Raw genomic sequence first — 24,390 nt, 5'->3', positions numbered from 1 at the left:
GCGCGGCCGCCGGCGTAATTCGTCAGGCCGACGTGGATGCGGCCGGCAAGGAAGGTACCGACGGTCAGCACCACGCTGGCGGCGTGGAACTTCAGCCCCGCCTGCGTCACCACGCCGGCCGCGCGCCCGTGCTCGACGATGAGATCGGCAACTTCGGACTGGAACAGGTCCAGATTCGGCTGGGCCTCGAGCGCCTGGCGCACCGCGGCCTTGTACAGCCGGCGGTCGGCCTGGCAGCGCGTGGCGCGCACCGCCGGGCCCTTGCTGGCGTTGAGGGTGCGCCACTGGATGCCGGCGCGGTCGGCGGCGCGGGCCATGAGCCCGCCGAGCGCGTCGATCTCCCTGACCAGGTGGCCCTTGCCGATACCACCGATGGCCGGGTTGCAGGACATCTGCCCCAGCGTCTCGAGGCTCTGCGTCACCAGCAGCGTGCGCGCGCCCAGGCGCGCCGCGGCCAGCGCGGCCTCGGTGCCGGCATGGCCGCCACCAACCACGATCACGTCATACGAATGGGCCTGCATGTTCACGACGGTCCCCGCGCGGGCGCGGGCGGAAGCGAAAGGGGCGCTATTTTACGGCGCGGGCGCGGCTTCCTGCACCTCCGCCGCGGGCGGCGGCGGGGTCTGTTTCTGCGCGCTCATCAGCTGTAGGACGCTGCCGAACGCCGGGTTCTCCTGGCCATTGACCAGCAGGCGCCCTTCCAGCAGTGCGACCTGCAGCGTGTAGGCGTTGGCGTCCAGCTTGGGCACGAAGACATTGGCCTTGACCAGCTCGTCCACCTTGGCGCCGATCGCGTCCTGCGAAGGCAGCGCGACCGGCTGGCCGCTCCGGGCCGCGGCCTGGTGCGCCGCCTGCTGCAACTGCGCATCGAGGATGTTCCACAGCGTCACCGCAGGAATCTGCAGGCTGAACTCGGCCTGCAGCAGCTTGAGCCAGGCGCTGAGCTCGAGTTCGCCCTGCGGCGGCACGCCGACCAGCTTGAGACTGGCCAGAAGTTCGCCTTCCGGTGCCTTGATGCTGAGCGACTTGAGGTTGAGCTCGGGCCGCGAGCCGAGCACTTCCTGCAGGCCCTTCTGGTAGGCGGCGAGAATCTCCTGCGGCGATTTCTTTTGCGCCTCCAGCGCCTTCACTTCACGCTGCAGGCGCGCCATGGCGACGCGGTTGACGCGCAGGGTTTCGCCCTCCAGCGCCGCCGGGCCGTACTCGCGCCCGCCGGCCGCCAGCCCCTGGATGCTGCCCTTGAACTGACTCTGCCCGAGGCCGTCGCCGCCGCGGGCGGCGTTGAGGCTGAGGCTGAAACCCTTCAGCGCCAACGGCTGCGGATCCTGCGGCGCGGTCATGACGGTGAGACCGGCGATCTTTTCCTCGATCATGCCGACGAAACCGCTGCCGCCCGCTTCACCGTCCACGCGCAGCTCCACGCCGGTCAGCGCCAGCGAGGCGCCGCTGGCATCTTCCAGCTTGAGCGAGGCCAGGCGCGCGTTGCCGCTCACGCGCTCGGAGCCGGTACTGCCGGTGAATTCACCGCCGATCCCGCCGAGCGCGAGCTTGACCGGCCCCGACTTGCCCTCGGCGGTATGCGTGCTGGCCGGCATCTCCAGCACCGCGCGCGCGCTGCCGTCCAGCGCCGCCACGGTGGTGATGGTCAACTCGGGCAATTCGGGCTTGAGCGCGGGGAACAGGCCGGCGGGCCGCATCCTGGACAGCATGACCGCCTGCACCGGGGCGAACGGCGCCACGCCGTCGAGAATGCCGGTGAAGGCGATCGGGCCGTGATGCAGCACCGAGCTGATCACCACTTCCCTGCAGCCGGCCGCGAGCGAGCAGACCTCCAGTACGTCGCGTGCCGAGGACTTGAGCCAGCCCCTGGAGAATTCCGATTGCTTGACCGTCGCCGGGCCCTGCGCGAGCTGTTGCGCGAACTGCCGGTGCAGGCGCTCGGCCTGCGCGCCGAACAGGTAAGGGCCGGCCAGCAGGCCGCCGACCAGCAGCACCAGGATCAACAGCAGCAGTTTGCGCGCCATGGCAGCTCCCGATTTTTTCTGACCTGATGGGTCAGGCCGCTGCCCACCATAATAAGTGTTTGATCAAGGCCCGCAAATCGTGGCCGGGTCGCGCCCGCGTCCGCAGCGATTGATGTCTGTCGCGAAGCCGCGACTGACGGCTTCTTGACGCTTTACTGACAACGGCTGTGGACAATCGCGGAAATGACCCCGAAGAGCCCAGCCACGCCGTTCTCGACGCAGCCTGCGGCGTTCGCGCCGATCGCCGGGCTCGGGCTGGCTTCGCCGGGCTGGTGGCGCAGGCTTTTACTGCTGGTTCTCGCGCTGGCGGCACTTTCCACGGCGCGCGGCGTCGTGCAAGCGCCTGTTGATGTGCATGAGGCTTATGTGCTCGAAACCGCGCAGCAGATGCTGGAACGCGACGACTGGATAGTGCCTTATTTCAACGAGCGCCCGCGCTTGAACAAACCTCCACTGAACTACTGGCTCACGGCGGCACTGGCCCGTGCGAGCGGCCAGAGTCATGTACGGCCCTGGCACGGTCGTCTGCCGTCTGCGCTGGCGGGCGTCGGCCTGGTGCTTCTTGCGCTGCTGCTGGGTGCGCGCCTGTTCGGCCGTGAAACCGGCCTGCTGGCTGGTCTCATGCTCGCGACCAGCAACGGCTACATCAGCCATGCCGCTGACGCCCGTCCGGAAATGCTGTATGCGTTTCTGTGCACGCTGGGGCTGACCGGGTTCATTACGGCACAGCAGCTGCCGGATCGAAGCGCGCACCAGGCGTGGCTCGTCCGCGGGATGTGGCTGGCGTATGCGCTCGCCATCCTCGCCAAGGGCCCGCAGATACCAGGCATGTTCCTGGTGGCTGGCGCCGTCTACTGCGCGATACAGCGTATGGACGGGGGCAGGGCACTGCGCTGTTTCAGACCGCTCACGGGGCTGCTGACGCTGGGTTTGATCGCCTTGCCGTGGTGGATCGCCCTGCAGCGCCTGCTGCCGCCCGGCACACTCGAGAACAGCCAGCTCGGCGGCACGCTGCTGACCGAGCGCTGGGCCCGCGAGCCGAATCCGTACTATCTGTACCACCCGACGGTAAAGCTGTTCATGCCCTGGACCCTGCTGCTGCCGGCGCTGCCGGCCCTGCGCAGGCTGCCCCAGGAGGCGCGTGCGCATGCGTTGCAGCTGGGCATCGTGTATCTCACGATGGTGGCCCTGTTCAGCTTCAACGACCACTACCGTTCACATTATCTTCTCCCCGGGCTGATGCCCGGATGCCTGTTGCTGGCCTCCGCGATGGTCGGGGGTCTGCACCAGATGCGGCCAGCCGGCGCCCTGTTTGTCGGACGCCTGCTGCTGGCCAGCGCCGGCACGGCCGCGGTCGCTGGGCTTGGGTACGGGCTGTATCGCAGCGTTGCGGGCACGCACGGCATGCCGCCGGAACTGGTCCCCGCGTTCGCAGCGATGCTCGGTCTGTGGTTGGCCGCCGCACGTGCCAGCCGCGAGGCAAGCCTGACACCCGTCGCGCATGTGCTCGCTTCCGCCCTGATGCTGGGATTCGCGCTGGTCGGGCTGGGCGGCACACGCTCGCAGCTCCAGCAGGAACGTGACACGAGCGTCGAGCTCGCCGCCGCGGTTGAACGGGCACGCGTCGGCGGTGCGCCGGTCGCGGCTTGGCGTTGCAGCCCTGAGCTTTTCGTCTACCTGCTGCGGCAGCCGATCATGCCACTGACCCGGCTTGATGAGCTGGATGCGGCCTTGGCGGGCTCGCCGGCCGGGCAACTGGTGCTGATCGCCCCCACCCGCAGCCTGGCCGGGCTGCCGGCGCACCTGCAGGCCGATCTCTTGTACCGGGATGCCGCGAGCGGTGGACGGGCGGTGGCGCTGCTCAGGTACCGCATGATGCCGGATCGATAACGTTCTCTTGACGAATCGTTGATGTGCCCCCCCTCAGAATCCGTCTCCGCCGTGTCAGGCATCCATCCATGTCAGGCCGGAGACCGCCCGCCGTGGACGTTTCCATCGTCATACCCGTCAAGGACGAGGCTGATAGCGTCGAGCCGCTGATTCGCGAGACTCGGGCCGCGCTCGACGGCCGGGTCGAATACGAGATCATCTACGTGGATGACGGCAGCACCGATGACACGGTCGAGCGCCTGCTTCGGGTTAGGCAGCAGGGCTGCGATGCGCTGCGCATATTGCAACATCCCCGTCCCTGCGGGCAGAGCACCGCCATCTACACCGGGGTCGAAGCGGCCTGGGGACGGTGGATCGTCACCATGGACGGCGATGGCCAGAACGACCCGGCCGACATCCCCAGGCTGCTGGAGGTAGCACGCCGGCAGGCGCCGGTGTCGGAACCTTTCCTGGTGGCGGGCTACCGGAAACACCGGCACGACAGCTGGCTCAGACGCCTGTCCTCGCGAATCGCCAATGCGGTGCGCAGCCGGTTACTGGCAGACGAAGCGCCCGACACGGGTTGCGGGTTGAAACTGTTTTCTCGCGACGGTTTTTTCCTTCTGCCCTATTTTGACCATATGCACCGTTTCCTGCCCGCGCTGGTGCGCCGGCATGGCGGCCAAGTGATCCAGGTCGAAGTCCGCCATCGTCCGCGGCTGAATGGCCGCTCCAAGTACGGTCTGCACAACCGTCTGTGGGTCGGTCTGGCGGATCTGGCTGGCGTGATGTGGCTCATCAGAAGAACGCGTCTGCCCGGCAAGGTGCGCGAGCTGTAGGCCGGCACGGCAAACTTCAGGAGGGACGGTGAATCAGATCCTGTTCGAGTATCACGCGCTGGTGGTCACGCCATGGAAGCTGGTGGGCTACGCCGGGGTCGCGCTGTTCGCCGGCCGCTGGCTGGTGCAGGTCCAGGCCTCGCGCCGTTGGGGCCGGCCGGTGGTGCCCCGCCTGTTCTGGTATATGAGCATCAGCGGCAGCCTGCTGTTGCTGGCCTATTTTGTTTTCGGGAAAAACGACTCGGTCGGCATCCTGTCGAACCTGTTCCCTTTCTCCGTCGCCGCCTATAACCTTTATCTCGACACGAGGCGGCAGACTGTCAAGATGCCCTCCGGAGCGCGGCCATACTAGCGCCCCGCTTGTCTGCGCCTGATCCTTCCCGCCGCGCCGTTCACCTGACCGCCGACTCCCGGCGCGGGCTGTGGCTGCTGTTTGCCATTGCACTGCTGATGCTGGGTGCCGGCATAGGCTTGCGCGATCCCTGGCCTGCCGACGAACCGCGCTTCGCGCTGATCGCGCGTGACATGGTGTGGTTCGGCGACTGGCTGATCCCGCATCGCGCCGGCGAGCTGTACCCGGACAAACCGCCGTTGTTCATGTGGACGATCGCGGTGTTCTACTGGCTGACCGGATCGCTGCGGCATGCGTTCCTCCTGCCGAGCCTGCTGGCCGCATTGGGCATTCTTGCGCTCGTTTATGACGTGGGGCGCCGCTTGTGGACGCCGCGTGCCGCACTGTTCGGGACGGCTGCGCTGTTGTTCACCGTGCAATTCACCGACCAGGCGCGCACGGCGCAAATCGACGCCTTGGAATGCTTCTGGATCGTGCTCGGCCTCTGCGGCCTGCTTCGGCATCTGCTGCTGGGACCGGCCTGGTGCTGGTTCTGGACGGCCTGCATCGCCATGGGTTTCGGGGTGATCACCAAGGCTGTGGGGTTTCTGCCCCTCCTGCTCCTGTTGCCTTACGGCTATGCGCGCTGGCGCGGCTGGCCTGGCCTGCCGGCGCTGCGTGGCGGCCCGGGGCACTGGCTGCTTGGCGGATTGCTGTTCGTGGCGACGATCTCGCTGTGGCTCGCACCGATGTTGTGGGCGACAAGCCACGGCGACGACCCGGCCCTGGCCGAGTACCGCAACGACTTGCTGTTTCATCAGACGGTAGATCGTTACGCCGATGGCTGGGCGCATCCCAAGCCGCCCTGGTTTTACTTTGTCGAGGTCATCCCGCTGTTCTGGCTGCCGCTGGTTCTGCTGTTGCCGTGGCTGGCGGTCGCATGGCGGCAGCGCCTGCGCGAACGGGATGCGCGCATCCTGCTGCTGTTGGGCTATGTCGGCCTGGTACTGGTTTTCTTCAGCTGCAGCGCGGGCAAGCGCGGGCTGTACATTCTTCCGGCGCTGCCGGCGCTGGCGCTGGCTAGCGCGCCGTTTCTGCCGGCATTGTGGCAGCGACCTGCGGTTCAGCGGCTGGGATTCACGGCGACACTGGTGCTGTCGCTGCTGCTGCTCGGGCTGGCGGCGCTGCTCCAGCTGAAGCCGCCGCCGGCCGTGGCCGAGTCCCTGGCGGAATTGCAACGGAGTCCGGTCCCGCTATTCGCCGCAATGGGCGTGATCGGGCTGTTGTCTGCCCTGTTCATGCGGCCTGCCCGCGGCGGGCTGGCTTTGCTACTGCTGCTGTTCGGCTTCTGGCAGATTTACGCTTGGTGGGCCGCGCCCTGGTTCAACGATTCGCGCTCCGGCCGTGGACTCATGCAAACCGTGGCCGCGCATCTGGACCAGAATGAAGCGCTGGCCATCGTGGACTACGCCGAGCAGTTCATCCTGCAGGCCGATCGTCCGGTCACTCATTTCGGCTATCACCCTCAGACCGCCAACGAGCTGGCGGCGGGCATCGACTGGCTGGGCACGCATCCGGGCGCGGCGCTCCTGGTCAGCCGCCAGCAACTGAAGAAGAAGCCCTGCTTCGACGACCCGGCGCTGGTGAATCTCGGCCGCTGGCATGGCGAATACTGGGTCTTGGCCCGGGTAAGCGCGCTGCGTCAGCCACTCCCGGACTTCTGCCGAACGAACGGCCCATACACCCGCTGGACCACGCGAATGCCCGGGAGTGACCCGATCACGACGACGCCGACGACCGATGAAACCCGCGAGCACCCTTAGCCGGCATGCCCGTCAGCATCTCCAACGATCTGCGATGGCTGCTGCCGCTTCTGCTCCTGCTGGCGTTTGCGTTCCAGGGCAGCCGCGGCATCTATGATCCGGACGAAGGGCGCTATTCCAACGTGGCGCTGGAAATGTTGCGCACCGGCGACTGGCTGATGCCGCAGATGGCACCGAGCCATCCGCACTTCACCAAACCCCCGCTGACCTACTGGGCCATCGCCAGTGGCATTCGCCTGTTCGGTTACAACGAGTGGGCGGCGCGCGCCGCGCACGCGCTGGCCTTCGTGTTCACGGGCCTGCTGGTCTATGGGCTCGGGCGCCGCCTGCTGCCCGGCAAACCCTGGCTGCCCGCACTCATCTATGCGACCTCACCCATGCCCTTCATGGCAGCCAACACGCTGACCACCGACACCTTGCTGACCCTCTGGGAAACCCTGGCGATGTTCGGCTTTATCACGGCCTGGCAGAGTCCTGGTCCGGCCGACCGCCGGCGCTGGCTGTTGCTGATGTGGCTGGGCTATGGTCTGGCCTTCCTGACCAAGGGCCCGCCGGGTCTGCTGCCGCTGCTGGCCTGCGTGGTTTTCCTGTGGAGCGCGCGCGGCGCCGGCAGTGTGCGGATGCTGTTTTCCGGATCAGGCCTGCTTTTGTTTGCGCTGGTCGGACTCAGCTGGTATGGAGCGGTCATCGGCAGCCGGCCCGAATTGCTGTCGTATTTCATCGGACACGAAATCGTCGCCCGGGTGACCTCCGATCAATTCCATAACAGCGAGTGGTACAAGGGGCTGACCCTGTATTTGCCCGGATTGCTGGGCGGCGGTTTTCCATGGGTCCTCGCCATCCTGCCGCCCGCATTCCGCCAACTGCGCTCCGGCGACTGGCGCAAGGCGCGCTCGGCGCCCCGGCCCGCTGGCTGGTTACTGACATGTTGGGTCCTGCTACCGCTGTTGATCTTCATGCTGTCGAGCTCCAGGCTCACGCTCTACATCCTGCCGCTGTTCGTGCCTCTGTCACTGTTGTCGGCGCGCGAGTTGCAGGACCTGCGGTGGACGGCATGGCAGCGTGGAGCGCTGGCGCTGTGGGTCGTGCTGCTGCTGGCACTCAAGGCCGGCAGCGACCGTTTCCCCTATGAACACAATGCAGCCCCGTTCGCCGCGGAGATCCGGCAGGCGATCGGCACGGTTCGGCCGGTCGAGATTGTGTTCATCGACCGCACGGCCCGCTATGGTCTGCACCTGTATCTGCATGCGCCGCTGGTTACGCTGCGGTTCCGCGAGCCCGGGGACATCCCGCAAATCTGTCGGCGCCTCGCCGCCGCAGCGCCCAGGCTCTGGATCGTGAAGGATCAGGCCAGGGCCCTCTTCGAGCAGGCCGCACACGATTGTGGCGCAGGCGCGGCGGAGCGTCGCGGTCAGTGGCAGGACATGGGCATTTACCTCAGCGGCAGTGGCTGATCCGGGGCAAAAAAATGGGCCGCCGGTGAAGGCGGCCCCAGAATTTCGAGGAGGAGGGATTTGTTGTTGTTGGAATGCGTTATCCGGCTTTCAGAACCGGATCTTGCCGGTCAGGATCTCCTTGTACATGACCCAGTCGCCGACAAAGCTGTAGAACGGGTACTTGAAGGTGGCCGGCTTGTTGTGCTCGAAGAAGAAATGCCCGACCCAGGCGAACCCGTAGCCGAACACCGGTGCCAGCAGCAGCGCCAGCAGGTTGCCGGTGGCGATGACATAGACCAGCACGAACAGCACCAGCGTCGACCCGATGAAGTGCAGGCGCCGGCAGGTCCGGTCGCTGTGCTCCGCCAGGTAGAACGGGTAGAAGTCGGCAAAGGTCTTGTAGGTCGTCTCGCTCATGGCCGGGGGTCTTTGGGGGTCGCGGCCAGTATAGACCCGCCAGCCGAGGGGGGACAAACCCCATTTTGGTGCAACGTTAATCTATTGAAAATAAAGCAAAATATGTATAACTGGCTGCCGCGGGCGGACTTTTGCTAGGGTTGGCGCGGGCCAAGCGAAAACCCCACCGATGTCGACGAAACCCCCCCTGTCGCGCTGCGCCTGGTCGCAGGTCAGCCCCCAGTACATCGCCTACCACGACACGGAATGGGGTGTGCCGGTGCACGACGACCGCAGGCTGTTCGAGTTCATCGTACTGGAAGGGGCGCAGGCGGGTCTGTCCTGGTCCACGATCCTGCACAAGCGCGAGAACTACCGGCGCGCCTTCGACGGCTTCGACCCGGAAAAGGTGGCGCGCTACACGGCCAAACGCATCGAGAAACTGCTCGCCAACCCCGGCATCGTGCGCAACCGGCTCAAAGTGGAATCCGCGGTCAGCAACGCGCGCGCCTTTCTCGCGGTGCAGGAGGCATTCGGCAGTTTCGACCGCTACATCTGGGGTTTCGTGGACGGCCGGCCGATCCAGAACCGCTGGACATCGCTCAAGCAGATCCCGGCGCGCACGCCGCTGTCGGATACGATCAGCCAGGACCTCAAACAGCGCGGCTTCCGCTTCGTCGGCTCAACGATCGTCTATGCGCACATGCAGGCCACCGGCATGGTCAATGACCATCTGGTGAGCTGCTTCCGCCACCGCGAGCTGCAAGGCGGCTGAGTGCTCAGTGCGCCCGGCGCTGCTCGGGGCGCAGGCGCGCGGCGGCACGGGCAGCGACTTTGCGGCTGGCACTCCGGTACAGCAGCACCAGCACGCCGGCGGTCACGAATAGCGCGGCCGGCAGGTACTTGAGATCGCTTTCCAGCAGGGCCGTGACGGTGGCGCCCATCGCCATATACAGCCACGGCAGCGCGTCGTACAGGCCTTTGGGCAGCATATGGTCACCCTCAATAAAGCTTTGGGGTGAGCATAGCCTGGACTGCCGGCCGGCCACGATGGATGATTTAGCCCAGCCAGGCTTACGCGGACCGTGGCCGCGCCCGCGGCAGCCGCCGCGCCCTGATCAGGAAATAGGCCGCGGGAATCACCACCATCGAGAGCAGCGGCGCGGTGACCATCCCGCCGATCATCGGTGCGGCGATGCGCTGCATCACCTCGCTGCCGGTACCGGCGCCGACGAACAGCGGCAGCAGCCCGGCGATGATGACGGCCACGGTCATGGCCTTGGGCCGCACGCGCAGCACCGCGCCGTCCATGATCGCCTCGCGCAAGTCGGCCAGGTTCCGCATCCGGCCATTCGCTTCGTGCTCGCGGATGGCATTGTCCAGGTAGATCAGCATCACCACGCCGAACTCCGCCGCCACGCCGGCCAGGGCGATGAAGCCGACGCCGCTGGCGACCGACAGGTGATGGCCCAGCCCATAGATCAGCCAGAAGCCGCCGACCAGCGCAAAGGGCAGGGTGGTCATGATGAGCACGGCCGGGGCCGTGCTGCGGAAGGCCAGGTACAGCAGCAGGAAAATGATCGACAGCGTGAGCGGCACCACGACCTGCAGACGCCGGGTGGCGCGCTCGAGGTACTCGAACTGCCCGGACCAGCTCACCGAATAGCCCGGTGGCAGCCGCACCGCCTGCGCCACCGCCTGCCGGGCCTCGGCCACGTAACCGCCCAGGTCGCGGCCGCGGATGTCCACGTAGATCCAGCCGTTCGGCCGCGCGTTTTCCGACTTGATCATCGGCGGGCCATCCGTGATTCTGATCTCGGCGATGCTGCCGAGCGTGAGCGTCTCGCCGCGCATCGTGACGAGCGGCAGCTCGCGCAGGTCCTGCACCGAGTCACGCAGCTCGCGCGGATAGCGCAGGTTGATCGGGAAGCGCTGCAGGCCTTCCACCGTCTCGCCGATGTTCTCGCCGCCGATGGCGAGGCTCACGACGCGCTGCACGTCCTCGATGCTCATGCCGTGGCGCGCGGCGGCGACGCGATCCGGAATGATCTCGATGTAGCGCCCGCCCGAGACGCGCTCCGAGAACGCGGAGGCCGTGCCGGGCACGGTTCTCACTGCCGCCTCGATCTCGCTGCCGATCCGCTGGATCACCGCCAGGTCCGGGCCGGCGATCTTGATGCCCACCGGCGACTTGATGCCGGTCGCCAGCATGTCGATGCGGTTGCGGATCGGCTGCACCCAGACATTGCCCAGGCCCGGGATTCTCAGCGCCGCATCCATTTCCTCGATCAGCGCCTCGGTCGTCATGCCCGGTCGCCACTCGGACTTGGGCTTGAGCATGATCGTGGTCTCGACCATCTCCAGCGGCGCCGGGTCGGTGGCGGACTCCGCGCGGCCGATCTTGCCGAACACGCGCTGCACTTCCGGGAAAGTCCTGATGATCCGGTCCGTCTGCTGCAGAAGCTGCGCGCCCTTGCCGACCGCCAGGCCGGGCAGCGCGGTCGGCATGTAAAGCAGATCGCCCTCGTCCAGCGGCGGCATGAACTCGCTGCCCAGGCGCGAGACCGGCCACAGCGCGGAGAGCGCGGCCAGCGCCGCGATCGCCAGCGTGCTGCGCGGATGCTTGAGCACCACCTGGATCACGGGCCGGTACGCGGCGATGAGGATGCGGTTCAGCGGGTTGGCGGTTTCGTCCACGATGCGGCCGCGGATGAAAACCACCATCAGCACCGGAATCAGGGTCACCGACAGGCCCGCCGCCGCCGCCATCGCGTAGGTCTTGGTGTAGGCGAGCGGCGCGAACAACCGCCCTTCCTGCGCCTCCAGCGTGAAGACCGGCACGAAGGACAGCGTGATGATCAGCAGCGAGAAGAACAGCGCCGGGCCGACTTCGGCGGCGGCCTCGGCGATGAGCCGCAGCCGCGTCGCGGCATCCGGCTCACCTCCACCCTTGCCCTCCCCCATCGAGGGGGAGGGTGTCAACCCGTCTTCCATCTCCCCTGGTGGGGGAGGGTAAGGGTGGGAGCTGTGCCGCCACTGCTCCAGCTTCTTGTGCGCGTTCTCGACCATGACCACGGCGGCGTCCACCATCGCGCCGATCGCGATGGCGATGCCGCCCAGCGACATGATGTTGGCGTTGATGCCCTGGGCATGCATCACGACAAACGCCGCGAGGATGCCGATGGGCAGCGTGATGATGGCAACCAGCGCCGAGCGCAGATGCCAGAGAAAGGCGGCGCACACCAGCGCCACGACCAGGAATTCCTCCAGCAGCTTGTGCGAGAGGTTCGCCACGGCGCGGTCGATCAGCGCCGAGCGGTCGTAGGTCTCGACGATCTCGACGCCCGCGGGCAGGCTGGCCTTGAGCGTGTCCAGCCTGGCCTTCACCGCCTGGATGGTGCTGCGCGCGTTCGCGCCGGAGCGCAGCACGATGACGCCGCCGACCACCTCGCCCTCGCCGTCGAGTTCCGCGATGCCGCGCCGCGTCTCGGGGCCCAGCTGCACGCTGGCCACGTCGCGCAGCAGGATGGGCGTGCCGCTGTCGCCCAGTCCCACGGGAATCTCGCGGAAGTCATCGAGCGACTTCAGATAACCGCGCGCGCGCACCATGTATTCGGCTTCGGCCAGTTCCAGCACCGAGCCGCCGGTCTCGCCATTGGCCTTGCGGACCGCTTCGATCACCGTCTCCAGCGGCAGCCGGTAGGCGCGCAGGCGGTCCGGCTGCAGCACGATCTGGTACTGCCGGTTGAAGCCGCCGATCGTGGCGACCTCGGCCACGTTCGGCAGGCTTTTCAGCTCATACTTCAGGAACCAGTCCTGCAGCGCGCGCAGCTGGCTGATGTCGTTGCGGCCGCTGCGGTCCACCAGCGCATACTCGTAGATCCAGCCGACGCCCGTCGCATCCGGGCCCAGCGCGGCGCGGGCCGTGGACGGCAGCCGCCCCTGTACCTGCGATAGGTACTCCAGCACGCGCGAGCGCGCCCAGTAGAGATCCACGCCGTCCTCGAACAGCACGTAAACGAAGCTCTCGCCGAACAGCGAGTAGCCGCGCACGGTCTTGGCCTGCGGCACCGACAGCAGCGTGGTGGTCAGGGGATAGGTGACCTGGTCCTCGACCACCTGCGGCGCCTGGCCCGGATACACGGTGCGTACGATCACCTGCGTGTCGGACAGGTCGGGAATGGCGTCCAGCGGCGTGTTGGCCGTGGCGTACAGGCCCCAGGCCGTCAGCAGCGCGGTGGCCAGCAGCACCAGGAAGCGGTTGTGCACGCTCCAGTGGATCAGCTTCGCGATCACTGTCCGGCCCCCCCACCCTGACCCTCCCCCGCAGGGGGGGAGAGGGCTTCTTTGGGTGTGTCATCTCCCTCATGGGTAGAGGGAACTGCGTTTCGTGCCCCCGCCCCGAGTGGGAGGGCGTCAGAAGGGGGCGCGAGGCGCCGGTAGGCCCCGACCAGGCTCGCTTCCGAATCGATCAGGAACTGCCCGGACACCACCACCTGCTGTCCCGGCACCAGACCCTCCAGCACTTCGCTCTCGCCGGCGCGTTCCGCGCCGATCCTGACTTCGACCGGCCGGTAGCGGCCGGCGGCTTCGGCGACGATCACCATGCTGCGCTCGCCGCTGCGGATCACCGCCTCGGTGGGCACCAGCGTCACCTCGCGCCGGGCGCCGCCGAAAACCGTGGCCTCGGCATACATGCCGGGCTTCAGCGCGCCGTCGGGATTGTCGAACACCAGGCGCAGCCGGAGCGTGCGCGTTTCGGCGTCGAGCAACGGATAGACGTAATCCACGCGCCCCTCGAATACCCGCCCCGGCAGCGCCCTGAGCCGCGCCTCCGCCGGTTTGCCCGTCGCCACCCAGCCGGCCTGCGCCTCCGGCACGGCCACCACGATCCAGACCCGCGACAGGTCGGCCAGCATCATCAGCGGCATGCCGGGCGTGACCTGCGCGCCCTCGCGCACCCGCAGCTCGGTCACCACGCCGGCTTGCGGCGCGTGGATGGCGACGCGCGGCTGCGGGCTCGCGGCGTCGCGGTCGCCGCCGCCCAGCAGCCTGAGCCGGGTGCGCGCGGCCTCGACCAGGGCCGGGTCTCCCAGCTTCTGTGCCAGCGCCAGTTCCTGCTGCGTGGCAAACAGCTCGGGCGAGTACACGCCGGCCACCACCTGGCCGCGACGGACCGGGTCACCGATGGCGCGCACAGCCAGGCGCTCGATCCAGCCGGCGGTGCGGGCCTCGACGGCCACGATCCGGCGTTCGTCGATCGCCACCGCGCCGGTGGCATCGATGCGCTGCCAGAACGTCCCGCGCCTGACGGCCGCGGTGCGCATGCCCAGGTTCTGCGCCATGCGCGGATCGATTTCCACGACCCCGGCGCCGGCGGTCTCGGCGTACTTCGGCACCAGCTCCATGTCCATGAAGGGCGACTTGCCCGGCTTGTCGAAGTGCACCTCCGGCTTCATCGGGTCATACCAGTAGAGGATGGTTTTCTCCCCTCCCCCCTGTGGGGAGGGGCCGGGGGAGGGGGACGCAACGGCTTGCTCGCGTTTGACCAGTTTCATACCGCAGATCGGGCAGTTGCCCGGCTCGTCCTGCCGCACCTGCGGATGCATGGGACAGCTGTAGTAGACCTTGCCCTGCGCGTCGGTTCGCGGCAGCAGCAGGTGCTGGTGCCCGGCGCGCGACGCGGGCCTGCCGTCGTGCTGCCGCGCCAGCCAGCTGCCGGCCGCGACGCTGATCAGCAGCACGACGGCGGCGATCGGAATGTGCTTCCTATTCATGGCTGTTCTCCAAACCGGCGACTTCGGGAATCTCTGTGATTAATTCGTCACCCCGGCGAAAGCCGGGGTCCAGTGCCTTGAAAGTCGCTGGATTCCGGCTTGCGCCGGAATGACGAAGGAATTGATCAGAGCTTCCTTCGCCGTCGTAGGCGCCGAGATACTCGAGTTGCACGGCATGGGCGGCGGCATCGTGTACGAGGTCGAGGCGCGACATGGCGAGATCCAGTTCGGCCCGGCGCGCCTCCAGCACCTGGGCCAGCGTGCCGCGTGCTGCGCGCCAGCCGGCCAGCGCCGCTTCGGTACGCTGGCGCGCCTGCGGCAGCAGCTGTTCGTCGTAGTACTGCAGGCGCCTGTGCAGGCGCGCGCGATCCTCGAGGTTGAGCCGCAGCTCGGCCTCGTGCTGGCGCAGGCCGTCCGCCAGTGCCGCTGCCGCCGCTTCGCGCTGGGCCAGGGCGCTGGCCAGGCGGCGGTCCTGCCGCTGCCCGGTAAACACCGGCAGGTCCACGCCGACTCGCAGCATGAGCATCTCGGAGAACGCGGGCCGGTAGCCGTAGCCGAACTCCACCCGCCAGTCGGGCCGGTACTCGGCCCTGGCCAGGGCGGTGCCGGTGTCGGCGGCAGCGATGCGCGCGCGCAGTTCCGCCAGATGCGGATGCCGTCGCAGGCGCTGCAAGGCGGCCTCCAGCGCGGGATCGGCGGGCGGCGCCGGCGGCGCCGCGGCCAGCGGCCGCCACGCGGCATCACCGATCCAGCGTGACAGCAGGTTGCGCGCATGCGTGATGCTCTGCTCCGCTGCCGCGACCTCGTCCTGCAGGCGCGCCTGGCTGACGCGCGCCGCGAGCACCTCGGCCAGCGTGGCAAGCCCGCTGCGGTAATTGATCTCAGCGGACTGGGCTTGGGCTTCGGCCTCGCGCAGGCTGGCGTCCAGCAGTGCCCGCAGTTGCAGGTAACGCCAGACCTCCAGCCAGGCCAGCGCCGTGTCGCGGCGGATGGCGCGCTCGGTGAGATGCCGCTCGGCCAGCAGGCGCTCCGCCTCGCGCTCGACCTGTTCGCCGCGCAGGCGGCGCTTCTCCGCGCGCGGGAATTCCTGCATCAGCCCCAGCTGGAGCTGGGTGTCGGAATCCCGTTGCAGCGAATAGGCGTCGTCGCCGTTGACGGGCAGGTCGGCGACGCCGGCGACCAGCTGCGGGTCCGGCAGCTGGCGCGCGGCGACGGCCGCCTCGCGCGCGGCCCGGTTCTGCGCGGCCAGGCCGTCCAGCAGGGGCTGATGCTGCAGCGCCAGCTGCGAGGCTTCATGCATGCCCAGCGGTTCCGCGCCCTGCGTGACGCCGGGCGCTAGCCACGGGATGCCCGCCAGCGCCAGCAGCAGCCGCGCGCAGGCGCGGCGTATGGAATTGCTCATGTCTCGTCTCCACGGTGAGCCCACAAGGGCCCGGAACAGCGGCGCAAGCGCGCCGCGGCGCGATCAACCGTGGAGCGCGATGGGAGGTCTCAGCAGGGCGGCGGGTGGCTGGATCAGCAGCGTGGACGGGCCTGCGTCGGGTCTTTCGCCCGGCGCGCGGGAGGGCTCGAAGGCAAAGCAGGCCGTGACCGCCAGCTGGCCCAGCAGGCAGGCAGTCATGTCCGGGCAGTCGCTGCCACAGCAGGCGGCGTCGGCATTATCGGCCGTCTGGTCCGCTGCCCCGTGGCAGGGCATGTCGGCGGCGAGACTGGCCACCGGCTTGCTCGTGTCTGCGGGCAAGGGCGCCGCGGACAGGGCATAACCCTGGACCAACAGGACCGCACCCAGCAGCAGGCTCAGGGCTTTGCGCAGCCGTTTCATGACGGCTTGGACTTTAGCGCCGGCAGCCCGGTTCCACAAGGACGGCCGCCAATGGCGGCGGGCGGAACCCCGCTCACCACATCAGCATCAGCGCGATCAGCTCGATCTCGATGATCAGGTGCGCAACCAGCGGCAGCAGGCCGTTGCGGCGGCGCAGCGCCCACCAGCTCAGCACGGCCGAGAACAGCACCGCGGCCAGGGTTTCCGGCCAGGCCTTCTGCAAGTGGTATAGGCCTTCCGCCAGCGGCACCAGCCACCAGCCGTAGCGCGGCCATTGCGCCGCGACCGCGCGCAGCAGCACGTAGCGCAGCAGGAATTCCCAGCCCGGCAGCCAAGTGAGCGTCCAAATCGAAATGCCGATCACGAACTCGCGCTTGACCGCGGCCGACAGCGCGCCGATGCCGGTATAACCCTCGCGCAGCTCCGGCACCAGCGGAATCAGCAGCAACAGCAAGCCGCCGACGCCGGCAACGACGATCAGCAGGATGACATCGCCGGCGCGCCAGCGCGCGATGCCATACCAGCCGCGGTCGAGGTTGCGCCAGCAGAACGCCAGCGGGATGAACAGCCAGAACAGCAGCTTGAAGATCTCGACGTCGCCCCAGACCCAGCGGAAGACCTTCCACTCGAACGGCCAGGCGACTTCCAGGTAGGCGAGCGCATCCACGCCCAGCACGAGCGCGACGTAAACCAGAATCGCGCCCGTCGTGCGTAAGCTCCCTCCCCCTCGATGGGGGAGGGTGGGGGTGGGGGCGGTCAAACTAGCGCGCCTTCAACCAGTCCAGGCAGCGCTGCGCCACCTGCTCCCAGCCCGGCTCGGACATCGGGAAATGCGAATGGCCCGGCAGCTCGAGGTAGGTCGCACGCGCGCCGTAACGCCTGGCGGTGGCGCGCACCACGCTGGCCGCCACCGTGCCGTCATCCTGCCCGCCGAGCAGCAGCAGGTCGCAGGGCATGGCGGCGAAATCCAGCCGCGTCGTGTGGCGGCGGTCCAGCCACCAGTACGCGATCTCGAACAGCGCGCGGCCGGACTCATGCACGAAGCCGGCGTATTCCTCGTCCGCAACGCGTTTCTCCAGCCGGTTGAACATGCCGAAGTCGGCGGCGCGGCGCGTCGGCCGGTGCGGCTTGCGCCAGAAGCCCCAGCGGCTGAGGATGCGGATGAAAGTCAGCAGCGGCCGCGGCTTGATCGCGTTGATGCCTGCCGGTGGCGCCGGCGTCACCAGCACCGCCGCGCGGGCGTGGCCGCGCGCCGCCAGGAGCTGCGCCAGCAGTCCGCCCATCGAATGCCCGAACAGGACGGGCTTTTCGCCGAGTGCCTGGATGTAGCGCTCCAGATCGGCCACGTAATCGGCCACGCTCAGGGTGGCGAGGCCTTCCGGCGGCGGCGCTTCCGGAGCCACGTCGTGCAGGCGCAGCGTCGGTGTGTGCACCTGGAAGCCGGCGCGCTCGAAGAAGCCTTGCCAGTTGCGCCACACGCGGCCGGTGGCGTACATGCCGTGAATCATCACGATGGGCGGACGCTGGAGGTCCATGGCGCTTCCTCGAATGAAGAATGGAGAGGATAAACAGGATGCACAGGATTAACAGGTTGGGCTTTTTCGGGTTCTGGAAAACCCGTGCGCCTGGCTTGCCTGAGCATCTTGTCAATCCTGTTATCTTGTCACGCTCTTACCTTCGCATTGCCGCCAGGCCGGCCTCGCGCGTCACGCGGCCGACGTAGCCCAGCTCGCGTCGCGCCTTGCTGTCGTCCACCGTCACTTCCTCGCCACCGAGGCGCACCGCCATGCGCGTGGCCGGCGGCCGGCCCTTCAGCCTGAAGGTCTCCCACAGCCATTCGCAGGCGGCGGCAAAGGCGAGCGCGAGGAAATGCGGGATGGTCTTGTCGCCCGGGTCCACGCCCTGGGTCGCGAACAGCGCGGTGATGAACTCGCGGAACGGGATCGGCGCGCCGTCGGTGACGAAGTACACCTGCCCGCCGCGGCCCTTCTCGGCCGCCAGCAGCAGGCCTTCGCAGACGTTGTCCACGTGCGTGGTCGAGGTCAGGAACCTGCCGCCATCCACCCACATGAAGCGGCCCGTGCGCACGCCCTCGATGAGCTGCGGCAGCAGCGTGGTGTCGCCCGCGCCCCAGATCAGCCGCGGGCGCACGACCACGGTTTCCATCTGCGGGCTGTTAGCCTCGAGCACGTACTTCTCGGCCAGGCCCTTGGTTTCCGGATAGCGCGGCAGCGGCCGCGCCGGCAGCGGGCGGCCCTCGTTGACGTTCCTCAGCGGCGAGCCGTCGCACAGCACCGCCTCGGTGCTGACGTGCACGAACTTCTTCACGCCCGCCGCGCGCGCGGCGGTGAGCAGGTTCTGCGTGCCGACCACGTTCACCCGGTGAAAGCGCTCGCGCGGGCCCCACTCGCTGACCTCGGCCGCGGCGTGATACACCACCTCGCAGCCGGACAGGCCCTCGCGCAGCGCGCGGAAATCCTCGAGGTCGCCGCGCACCGGTTGTGCGCCCGCCGCCCGCACGGCTGCGGCCGCGGCCTCCGAGCGCGCCAGCGCGCGCACCGTCTCGCCGCGCGCCTTGAGGTGCCGGATCAGGTTGCGGCCGACGAAGCCCGAGCCGCCGGTGACGAATGCCGTGGCCATCACTTCCCCCCGTACCAGTGCCTGAGCTTGCGGTGCCGGTTGGCGAACACCAGACGATACACCGGCGCCGCCAGCCGCGTACTCACGCTGAACTCAACCCCCCCATGCGGCCACCCTGATGTGCTGTTCCGCAAGACTCTTTAGATCGTCATGCCGGCGGAAGCCGGCATCCAGTGCCTTGTTAAGGTTCTGGATTCTGGAACGCGCCCGCCTTTTCAAAGGCACTGGGCCCCGGCTTCCGCCGGGGCGACAGAAAACTGTCGGCTTGTCCGGAACGACGAAGGATATTTTCGGAACACCACCCTAGCAAAGTTCCCGCCGCGCCTGAATGAGTGCTATAGATTCAGCCAGACACCGGAGGCAGACCCATGGAACCCGCGATCCCTGCCACGCCCGTGCAGTACGTCGGCTTCTGGGCGCGGGTCGGCGCCAGCCTCATCGATACCATCCTGCTCATGATGGTGATCGTGCCCGTGGCGCTGGCACTGGTCGGCAAGGAATATTTCAACCCGGCCCGCGCGCTGGGCAGCATGCAGATCCTGCTGGAGTGGATCTTCCCGGCGGTGGCGGTACTCGTGTTCTGGGCCTACCGCTCGGCCACGCCGGGCAAGATGGTGATCAACGCCGTCATCGTGGACGCGAACACGCTGGGCAGGCCCAGCACCGGCCAGTTCATCGTCCGCTACCTCGGCTACTTCGTTTCCACCATCCCCTTCGGCCTGGGACTGCTGTGGGTCGGCTGGGACAAGCGCAAGCAGGGCTGGCACGACAAGCTGGCCGGCACCGTCGTCATCCGCGCGCCGGAGCAGCGCTGAGCCCGGGCTGTTAAACGAACGTTCAAGGGCTATACTCCGGCACATCAGGGTCGCCGCCCGGCGACCCTAAATAAGACGCGGGGCAGGCCATGGACAGCACGGCGACAGCAGCAACTCCCTGGATCGACGGCAAGCGTTACCTGTGGCTGCTCAGCCCCTGCATCCCCGTGCTGGTGGGGCTCGCGCTCTATCTTTACCAGACGACCGGCTTCGGTCTGTGGGCCTGGGGCGGGCCGCTCATTCTTTACGTGCTGATCCCGCTGCTCGACTGGCTGATCGGCACGGACCCGACCAATCCGCCCGAGTCGGCCGTGGCCGGGCTGGAGAACGACCGTTACTACCGCGCCATCGTCTATGCCTACATCCCCACCCAGTTTGCCGTCACCGTCTGGGGCGCCTGGCTCGCGGTGCAGGCCGATGTTCCGCTCTGGCACCTGGTGGGCCTCATTTTCACCGTGGGCACCGCGAACGGCATCGCCATCAACACTGCGCATGAACTGGGCCACAAGAAAGACGGCTTCGAGCGCTGGCTGGCCAAGCTGACGCTGGCGCCGGTGGCCTACGGGCATTTCTACGTCGAGCACAATCGCGGCCACCACAAGAACGTGGCCACGCCGGAGGATCCGGCCAGCTCGAAGATGGGCGAGAGCTTCTGGGCCTTTTTGCCGCGCACCATGATCGGCAGCCTGCGCTCCGCCTGGAACATCGAGAAGGAGCGACTCCATCGCAAGGGCAAGCGCGTGCTGAGCCTGGAGAACGACAACCTGCAGGCCTGGGCGATGACGGTGATTTTCTTTGGCGCGATCACGGCCTGGCTCGGCTGGGCGGCGCTGCCCTTCCTGCTGCTGCAGGCGCTCTACGGCGCCTCGCTGCTGGAAGTGGTGAACTACCTCGAGCACTACGGACTTGCGCGGCAGAAGGAGCCGAGCGGGCGCTGGGAGCGCTGCACGCCGGCGCATTCCTGGAACAGCAACAACATCATCACCAACCTGTTCCTGTACCAGCTGCAGCGGCACTCCGACCATCACGCCAACCCGACACGCCGCTTCCAGGCGCTGCGCCACTTCGACGACAGCCCGCAGCTGCCGACCGGCTACGCGGCGATGATCCTGATCGCCTACGTGCCCTGGCTGTGGTTCCGGCAGATGGACCCGCTGGTGGTCAAGCACTACAAGGGCGACCTCACCCGCGCCAGCCTCCACCCGCCCAAGCGCGAGGCGCTGCTGAAGAAATGGATGGGCGCCAGACTCGACGACGGTCGGCCGGAGCTGTTCCCGGGCGAACGCGTCAAGGCGGGCGCGGCGCAGGCGGGGGCCGTGCCCACACATAAACAATTCCAGTGCACCGACTGCGGCTACATCTACGACGAAAGCGTCGGCTGCGAACGCGAGGGCTTCCCGCCCGGCACGCAGTGGTCGCAGATCCCGGACGACTGGCCCTGCCCGGACTGCGCGGTGCGCGAGAAAGTGGACTTCGTGCCGGTGGCGGGCAAGCAGTAACCCGCCCCGTTTGCGCTAATCCGGAATCTCCGGCTCGACCAGCTTCGCCAACAGCACCAGCGATTCCTGCCAGCCGAGGTAGCAGGCCTCGGCCGGGATCACCTCGGGCACGCCTTCCTGCACGATGTGCAGCTCGGTGCCGCAAGACACTTTCTTCAGGCTCACCGTGGTCTGCATCTCACCCGGCAGGTTCGGGTCCTCGAACTTGTCCGTGTAGCGGATGCGCTCACCCGGCACCAGCTCGATATAAGCCCCGCCGAAGGCGTGGCTCTTGCCGGTGCTGAAATTGGTGAACGACATCCGGTAGCTGCCGCCGACCCGCAGGTCCATCTGGTGCATCTTGCCGGTAAAACCATTGGGCGGCAGCCACTTGCACATGGCGTCGGCCTCGGTAAACGCACGATACACGCGCTCGGGCGGTGCGCGCAGGACGCGGTGAAGGCGGATGGTGCTGCCAGGCATGGCAATCTCCTTGTTGGGCCAGTGATGAGGGATTCTGCCCTATAGTCGAACGACACTCCCCCGATTCGACAGCCGCCCGGCTGCCGCATAATCCGCTCAGGCCCATCCACAGGGTATCGCCATGCCGGTCCGTTTCACCCTCGTGCTGCTGCTCCCCATGCTCGCCGCCTGCAACAGCCTCAACCTGAAGCAGGTCACCGAGGCGCTCGGTGGCACGGGCACACTGTCGGAGGCCGAGATCACGGCGGGTCTTAAGGAGGCACTGGCCACCGGCACCGAGCGCGCTGTCACGCGCATCGGCCGCACCGACGGCTTCTGGCGCAACCCCGCGTTGCGCATCCCGTTGCCGGAGAAACTGCGCAAGGCCGAAAGCGCGCTGCGCCAGCTCGGGCAGGGCGACAAGGTGGATGCCTTCCACCTAAGCCTGAACCGCGCCGCCGAGCAGGCGGTGCCGGAGGCCGCCGCGATCTTCGGCGCCGCGATCCGCGACATGACGCTCAGCGATGCGCGCGGCATCCTGCGCGGGCCGGACGACGCCGCCACCGTGTATTTCCGTGACAAAACCAGCACCGCACTCAGCGCGAAATTCCGGCCCAGGGTCGCGCAGGCCACCGACGCGGTCGGCGTCACCCGTCGCTATAAGGAGATGCTCGGCAAGCTCGGCACGCTGCTGCCGGGCGCCGACCTGTCGGCGCAGGACATCGACGCCTATGTCACCGACCGCGCCCTGGCCGCGCTGTTCACCACGCTGGCCGAGGAAGAAAAGCGCATCCGCGAAGAGCCGCTCGCGCGCACGACCGAGCTGCTGCGGCGGGTGTTTGGTGGCGAGCGAGGTTAAGAGCGAATAACTCGTCGGCACGCGAGCCGGCTTACTCGACCCAATGCCCCACAGGTTTGGCGAGAAACTGCTCCAGCTCTACGCCGTCGCCGCCAACCAACAATGTCCGTTTCGGTTTGAACGCAGCACCAAAAGCCTCGATGCCGCCATGAACACGGGGCACGTAACCGCTTTTGACCTCAATGGCCGTTAGCCGACGACCCGACTCGACCACGAAGTCCACCTCATGCTGTCGCTCGCGCCAGTAGTACAGCGCACATTCGCCCACCGCCGCTGCATTAGCCAGATGTGCGCCAACCGCCGACTCGGCCAGGCGCCCCCAAAACGACGGGTCTGTGCGCGCCTGTTTCAGGCTCAGGCCGGACTGTGCGCTCAGCAGCGCTGTGTTGAGCACCTGAAGTTTCGGACTGGAACCGCGCTGCCGCGCCACATCACCTGTGTATTTCGGCAGCCCACGTACCAGACCCGCCCCGCTGAGCAGGTCCAGATAATGTGCCAGCGTGGTTACGTTGCCGGCGTCCTGAAGCTGTCCCAACATCTTGGTATAGGACAGCACCTGCCCCGAGTAGCGGCAGGACAGCTCGAACACGCGTCGCAGCAGCGCCGGCTTGTCCACGCGCGTAAGCAGTAGCACGTCGCGGGAAATCGAGGTTTCGATCAGGGAATCGAGTACATAACGGGTCCAGCGCTTCGGCTCGCGGATGAGCGGCGCCGCACCCGGGTATCCGCCATAGAAAACATATTCTTCCAGCGACCAGCCGAAGGCCTCGTGCATCTCCGCAAACGACCAGTGCGGCAAATGCAGCATCTCGAAGCGGCCGGCCAGGCTCTCTGTGAGTCCGTCAGCGATCAGCAGCGGGGCGGAACCCAGTATCAGCACCTTGAGCGGGCGGCGGGTTCGCGTATCCTCGTCCCACAGTCGTTTGACCGTTTCCGACCAGCCTGGAATTTTCTGGATTTCGTCCAGCACCAGCACCGCACCGCGGCGACCCGCTTCTTGGGCCTCGAGCCGCGCCGCCTCCCATTGCTGAGCGATCCAGGCGGCTCCGCGCAGGGCGGGCTCGTCGGCACTGGCGAAGCGCACGGGCAAACCGCAGGCCTCCGTCACCTGTTGCACCAGCGTGGTCTTCCCGACCTGCCGCGGCCCGGCCACTACCTGCAGGAAGCGCCGCGGCTCATGCAGCCGCCGGCTCAGGATCTTCGCTTGCGCGCGCTGGTACGTCACATTACTAATTACTCAACATGTTGAGTAATTTTACTCAATATGATGAGTAACGCAAGACTTGCCGGCAGGCGGGCCCAATAGCGCCTGTGCCGACGCCGCCAGGCACCTCCACAAGCCGGAGGCGATTGCTGCTTACCTGAACGACGCCATCGCGAGCGGCAGTGACGCAGAATTCATCGCCGCGCTGGGCACCGTTGCCCGTGCGCGCGGCATGTCGCGGATTGCGCGCGAGACAAAACTCGGAAGGGAAAGCCTTTACAAGGCTCTGGGCGGTAGTGCCAATCCCAGCTTTGCCACTGTGGACAAGGTTCTGCACTCGCTGGGCGTGCGGGTCATGGTGACTCCGGCCGCAAAACGGATCGCGCGAAGCAGGCGGCAAGGGTTACAAAAGCCGCACGCGAAAACCGATTAATGCAGGCTCAGGGGTCGCGTTGCTTGGTCTCGGCAGGTCTATTATTGAGCCTTGCATAAATGGTTGAATGGTTACAAGGGCAGTTCCGCCTGTTTCCAGAAGGCGGTCGCCAGTGTGGGCCGACGCTGCATGGAGCGCAGCTTGCGGCGGGCGTAATGGCTGAGCTGGCTGAAATCGGCCGG

23 protein-coding genes and 1 pseudogene are annotated in these 24,390 nt (G+C 67.4%); 11 read left to right on the top strand and 13 right to left on the bottom strand.

Going from position 1 to position 24,390, the window contains the following annotated elements; translation table 11 throughout:
- Together VNJ47_06755 and VNJ47_06750 are read right to left on the bottom strand one after the other, a co-directional pair.
- On the bottom strand, nucleotides 1-521 hold a 521-nt coding region (locus VNJ47_06755), incomplete at its 3' end, for an FAD-dependent oxidoreductase (GenBank protein ID HXG28528.1).
- Between the two features lie 51 nt (nucleotides 522-572).
- Nucleotides 573-2,024, bottom strand: coding sequence for a DUF945 family protein (locus tag VNJ47_06750; protein ID HXG28527.1), 1,452 nt, complete (start codon nucleotides 2,022-2,024; stop codon nucleotides 573-575).
- Between the two features lie 183 nt (nucleotides 2,025-2,207).
- Here VNJ47_06750 and VNJ47_06745 point away from each other — a divergent pair, with 183 nt between their 5' ends.
- The 5 genes from VNJ47_06745 (at nucleotide 2,208) to VNJ47_06725 (ending at nucleotide 8,340) form a co-directional block, all read left to right on the top strand.
- The gene (locus VNJ47_06745; protein ID HXG28526.1) at nucleotides 2,208-3,914 is read left to right on the top strand and encodes a glycosyltransferase family 39 protein; all 1,707 of its coding nucleotides are present in this window, start codon (nucleotides 2,208-2,210) and stop codon (nucleotides 3,912-3,914) included.
- Nucleotides 3,915-4,006: 92 nt separating this feature from the next.
- Entirely contained in the window at nucleotides 4,007-4,732 is a 726-nt protein-coding gene (locus tag VNJ47_06740; protein HXG28525.1) for a glycosyltransferase family 2 protein, read from the top strand.
- A 28-nt stretch (nucleotides 4,733-4,760) separates the two neighbouring features.
- The gene (locus VNJ47_06735) at nucleotides 4,761-5,084 is read left to right on the top strand and encodes a lipid-A-disaccharide synthase N-terminal domain-containing protein (protein HXG28524.1); all 324 of its coding nucleotides are present in this window, start codon (nucleotides 4,761-4,763) and stop codon (nucleotides 5,082-5,084) included.
- An 8-nt stretch (nucleotides 5,085-5,092) separates the two neighbouring features.
- Nucleotides 5,093-6,886 (top strand): glycosyltransferase family 39 protein, encoded by a 1,794-nt coding sequence (locus VNJ47_06730; protein ID HXG28523.1) that lies wholly within the window; start codon nucleotides 5,093-5,095, stop codon nucleotides 6,884-6,886.
- Between the two features lie 5 nt (nucleotides 6,887-6,891).
- Complete coding sequence (locus VNJ47_06725) at nucleotides 6,892-8,340, top strand: glycosyltransferase family 39 protein (protein ID HXG28522.1); 1,449 nt, start codon at nucleotides 6,892-6,894, stop codon at nucleotides 8,338-8,340.
- Between the two features lie 90 nt (nucleotides 8,341-8,430).
- Here VNJ47_06725 and VNJ47_06720 read toward each other — a convergent pair whose 3' ends face one another.
- On the bottom strand, nucleotides 8,431-8,739 hold the full coding sequence (locus tag VNJ47_06720; GenBank protein HXG28521.1) for a DUF962 domain-containing protein: 309 nt from the start codon (nucleotides 8,737-8,739) through the stop codon (nucleotides 8,431-8,433).
- A 169-nt stretch (nucleotides 8,740-8,908) separates the two neighbouring features.
- On the opposite strand from VNJ47_06720, the gene VNJ47_06715 reads away from it, so the two are divergent.
- Nucleotides 8,909-9,493: a DNA-3-methyladenine glycosylase I gene (locus VNJ47_06715; GenBank protein ID HXG28520.1), complete on the top strand. Its 585-nt coding sequence runs from the start codon at nucleotides 8,909-8,911 to the stop codon at nucleotides 9,491-9,493.
- Nucleotides 9,494-9,497: 4 nt separating this feature from the next.
- Here VNJ47_06715 and VNJ47_06710 read toward each other — a convergent pair whose 3' ends face one another.
- The 8 genes from VNJ47_06710 to VNJ47_06675 all read right to left on the bottom strand — a co-directional run bounded on the left by VNJ47_06710 (nucleotide 9,498) and on the right by VNJ47_06675 (nucleotide 18,957).
- Nucleotides 9,498-9,710 carry a hypothetical protein gene (locus VNJ47_06710; protein ID HXG28519.1) on the bottom strand — a complete coding sequence of 71 codons (213 nt, stop codon included), beginning with the start codon at nucleotides 9,708-9,710 and terminating at the stop codon, nucleotides 9,498-9,500.
- An 82-nt stretch (nucleotides 9,711-9,792) separates the two neighbouring features.
- Nucleotides 9,793-13,014, bottom strand: coding sequence for an efflux RND transporter permease subunit (locus VNJ47_06705; GenBank protein HXG28518.1), 3,222 nt, complete (start codon nucleotides 13,012-13,014; stop codon nucleotides 9,793-9,795).
- A complete protein-coding gene (locus VNJ47_06700) occupies nucleotides 13,011-14,495 on the bottom strand; it encodes an efflux RND transporter periplasmic adaptor subunit (protein HXG28517.1) in 1,485 nt (494 codons plus the stop codon). The genes VNJ47_06705 and VNJ47_06700 overlap by 4 nt, the downstream gene beginning before the upstream one ends.
- A complete protein-coding gene (locus VNJ47_06695) occupies nucleotides 14,488-15,897 on the bottom strand; it encodes a TolC family protein (protein ID HXG28516.1) in 1,410 nt (469 codons plus the stop codon). The genes VNJ47_06700 and VNJ47_06695 overlap by 8 nt, the downstream gene beginning before the upstream one ends.
- Nucleotides 15,898-15,960: 63 nt before the next feature.
- On the bottom strand, nucleotides 15,961-16,317 hold the full coding sequence (locus tag VNJ47_06690) for a hypothetical protein (protein HXG28515.1): 357 nt from the start codon (nucleotides 16,315-16,317) through the stop codon (nucleotides 15,961-15,963).
- 73 nt (nucleotides 16,318-16,390) lie between these two features.
- Nucleotides 16,391-17,077, bottom strand: a complete 687-nt coding sequence (locus VNJ47_06685) for a CPBP family glutamic-type intramembrane protease (GenBank protein ID HXG28514.1) — start codon at nucleotides 17,075-17,077, stop codon at nucleotides 16,391-16,393.
- Nucleotide 17,078: 1 nt separating this feature from the next.
- Nucleotides 17,079-17,852 (bottom strand): alpha/beta hydrolase, encoded by a 774-nt coding sequence (locus VNJ47_06680; GenBank protein ID HXG28513.1) that lies wholly within the window; start codon nucleotides 17,850-17,852, stop codon nucleotides 17,079-17,081.
- Between the two features lie 136 nt (nucleotides 17,853-17,988).
- Nucleotides 17,989-18,957, bottom strand: a complete 969-nt coding sequence (locus tag VNJ47_06675) for an NAD-dependent epimerase/dehydratase family protein (protein ID HXG28512.1) — start codon at nucleotides 18,955-18,957, stop codon at nucleotides 17,989-17,991.
- Between the two features lie 368 nt (nucleotides 18,958-19,325).
- On the opposite strand from VNJ47_06675, the gene VNJ47_06670 reads away from it, so the two are divergent.
- The 3 genes and pseudogenes from VNJ47_06670 to VNJ47_06660 all read left to right on the top strand — a co-directional run bounded on the left by VNJ47_06670 (nucleotide 19,326) and on the right by VNJ47_06660 (nucleotide 21,271).
- Nucleotides 19,326-19,772: an RDD family protein gene (locus VNJ47_06670; GenBank protein ID HXG28511.1), complete on the top strand. Its 447-nt coding sequence runs from the start codon at nucleotides 19,326-19,328 to the stop codon at nucleotides 19,770-19,772.
- Nucleotides 19,773-19,861: 89 nt separating this feature from the next.
- A pseudogene (locus VNJ47_06665) lies at nucleotides 19,862-20,869 on the top strand (alkane 1-monooxygenase).
- 219 nt (nucleotides 20,870-21,088) lie between these two features.
- Nucleotides 21,089-21,271: a rubredoxin gene (locus VNJ47_06660; GenBank protein HXG28510.1), complete on the top strand. Its 183-nt coding sequence runs from the start codon at nucleotides 21,089-21,091 to the stop codon at nucleotides 21,269-21,271.
- Nucleotides 21,272-21,286: 15 nt separating this feature from the next.
- Here the strand turns inward: VNJ47_06660 and VNJ47_06655 are convergent, their stop codons facing one another.
- Complete coding sequence (locus VNJ47_06655; GenBank protein ID HXG28509.1) at nucleotides 21,287-21,733, bottom strand: SRPBCC family protein; 447 nt, start codon at nucleotides 21,731-21,733, stop codon at nucleotides 21,287-21,289.
- 121 nt (nucleotides 21,734-21,854) lie between these two features.
- Between VNJ47_06655 and VNJ47_06650 the strand changes: the two genes are divergently transcribed.
- Nucleotides 21,855-22,571 carry a DUF4197 domain-containing protein gene (locus tag VNJ47_06650; GenBank protein HXG28508.1) on the top strand — a complete coding sequence of 239 codons (717 nt, stop codon included), beginning with the start codon at nucleotides 21,855-21,857 and terminating at the stop codon, nucleotides 22,569-22,571.
- A gap of 31 nt (nucleotides 22,572-22,602) precedes the next feature.
- Here VNJ47_06650 and VNJ47_06645 read toward each other — a convergent pair whose 3' ends face one another.
- A complete protein-coding gene (locus VNJ47_06645; GenBank protein ID HXG28507.1) occupies nucleotides 22,603-23,796 on the bottom strand; it encodes an ATP-binding protein in 1,194 nt (397 codons plus the stop codon).
- A gap of 58 nt (nucleotides 23,797-23,854) precedes the next feature.
- Here VNJ47_06645 and VNJ47_06640 point away from each other — a divergent pair, with 58 nt between their 5' ends.
- Nucleotides 23,855-24,208, top strand: coding sequence for an addiction module antidote protein (locus VNJ47_06640; GenBank protein ID HXG28506.1), 354 nt, complete (start codon nucleotides 23,855-23,857; stop codon nucleotides 24,206-24,208).
- The last annotated feature ends 182 nt before the right edge of the window (nucleotides 24,209-24,390 follow it).

It is taken from the genome of Nevskiales bacterium (genome assembly GCA_035574475.1).
GTDB lineage: Bacteria > Pseudomonadota > Gammaproteobacteria > Nevskiales > DATLYR01 > DATLYR01.
This window is presented reverse-complemented; position numbering and strand designations above follow the sequence as displayed.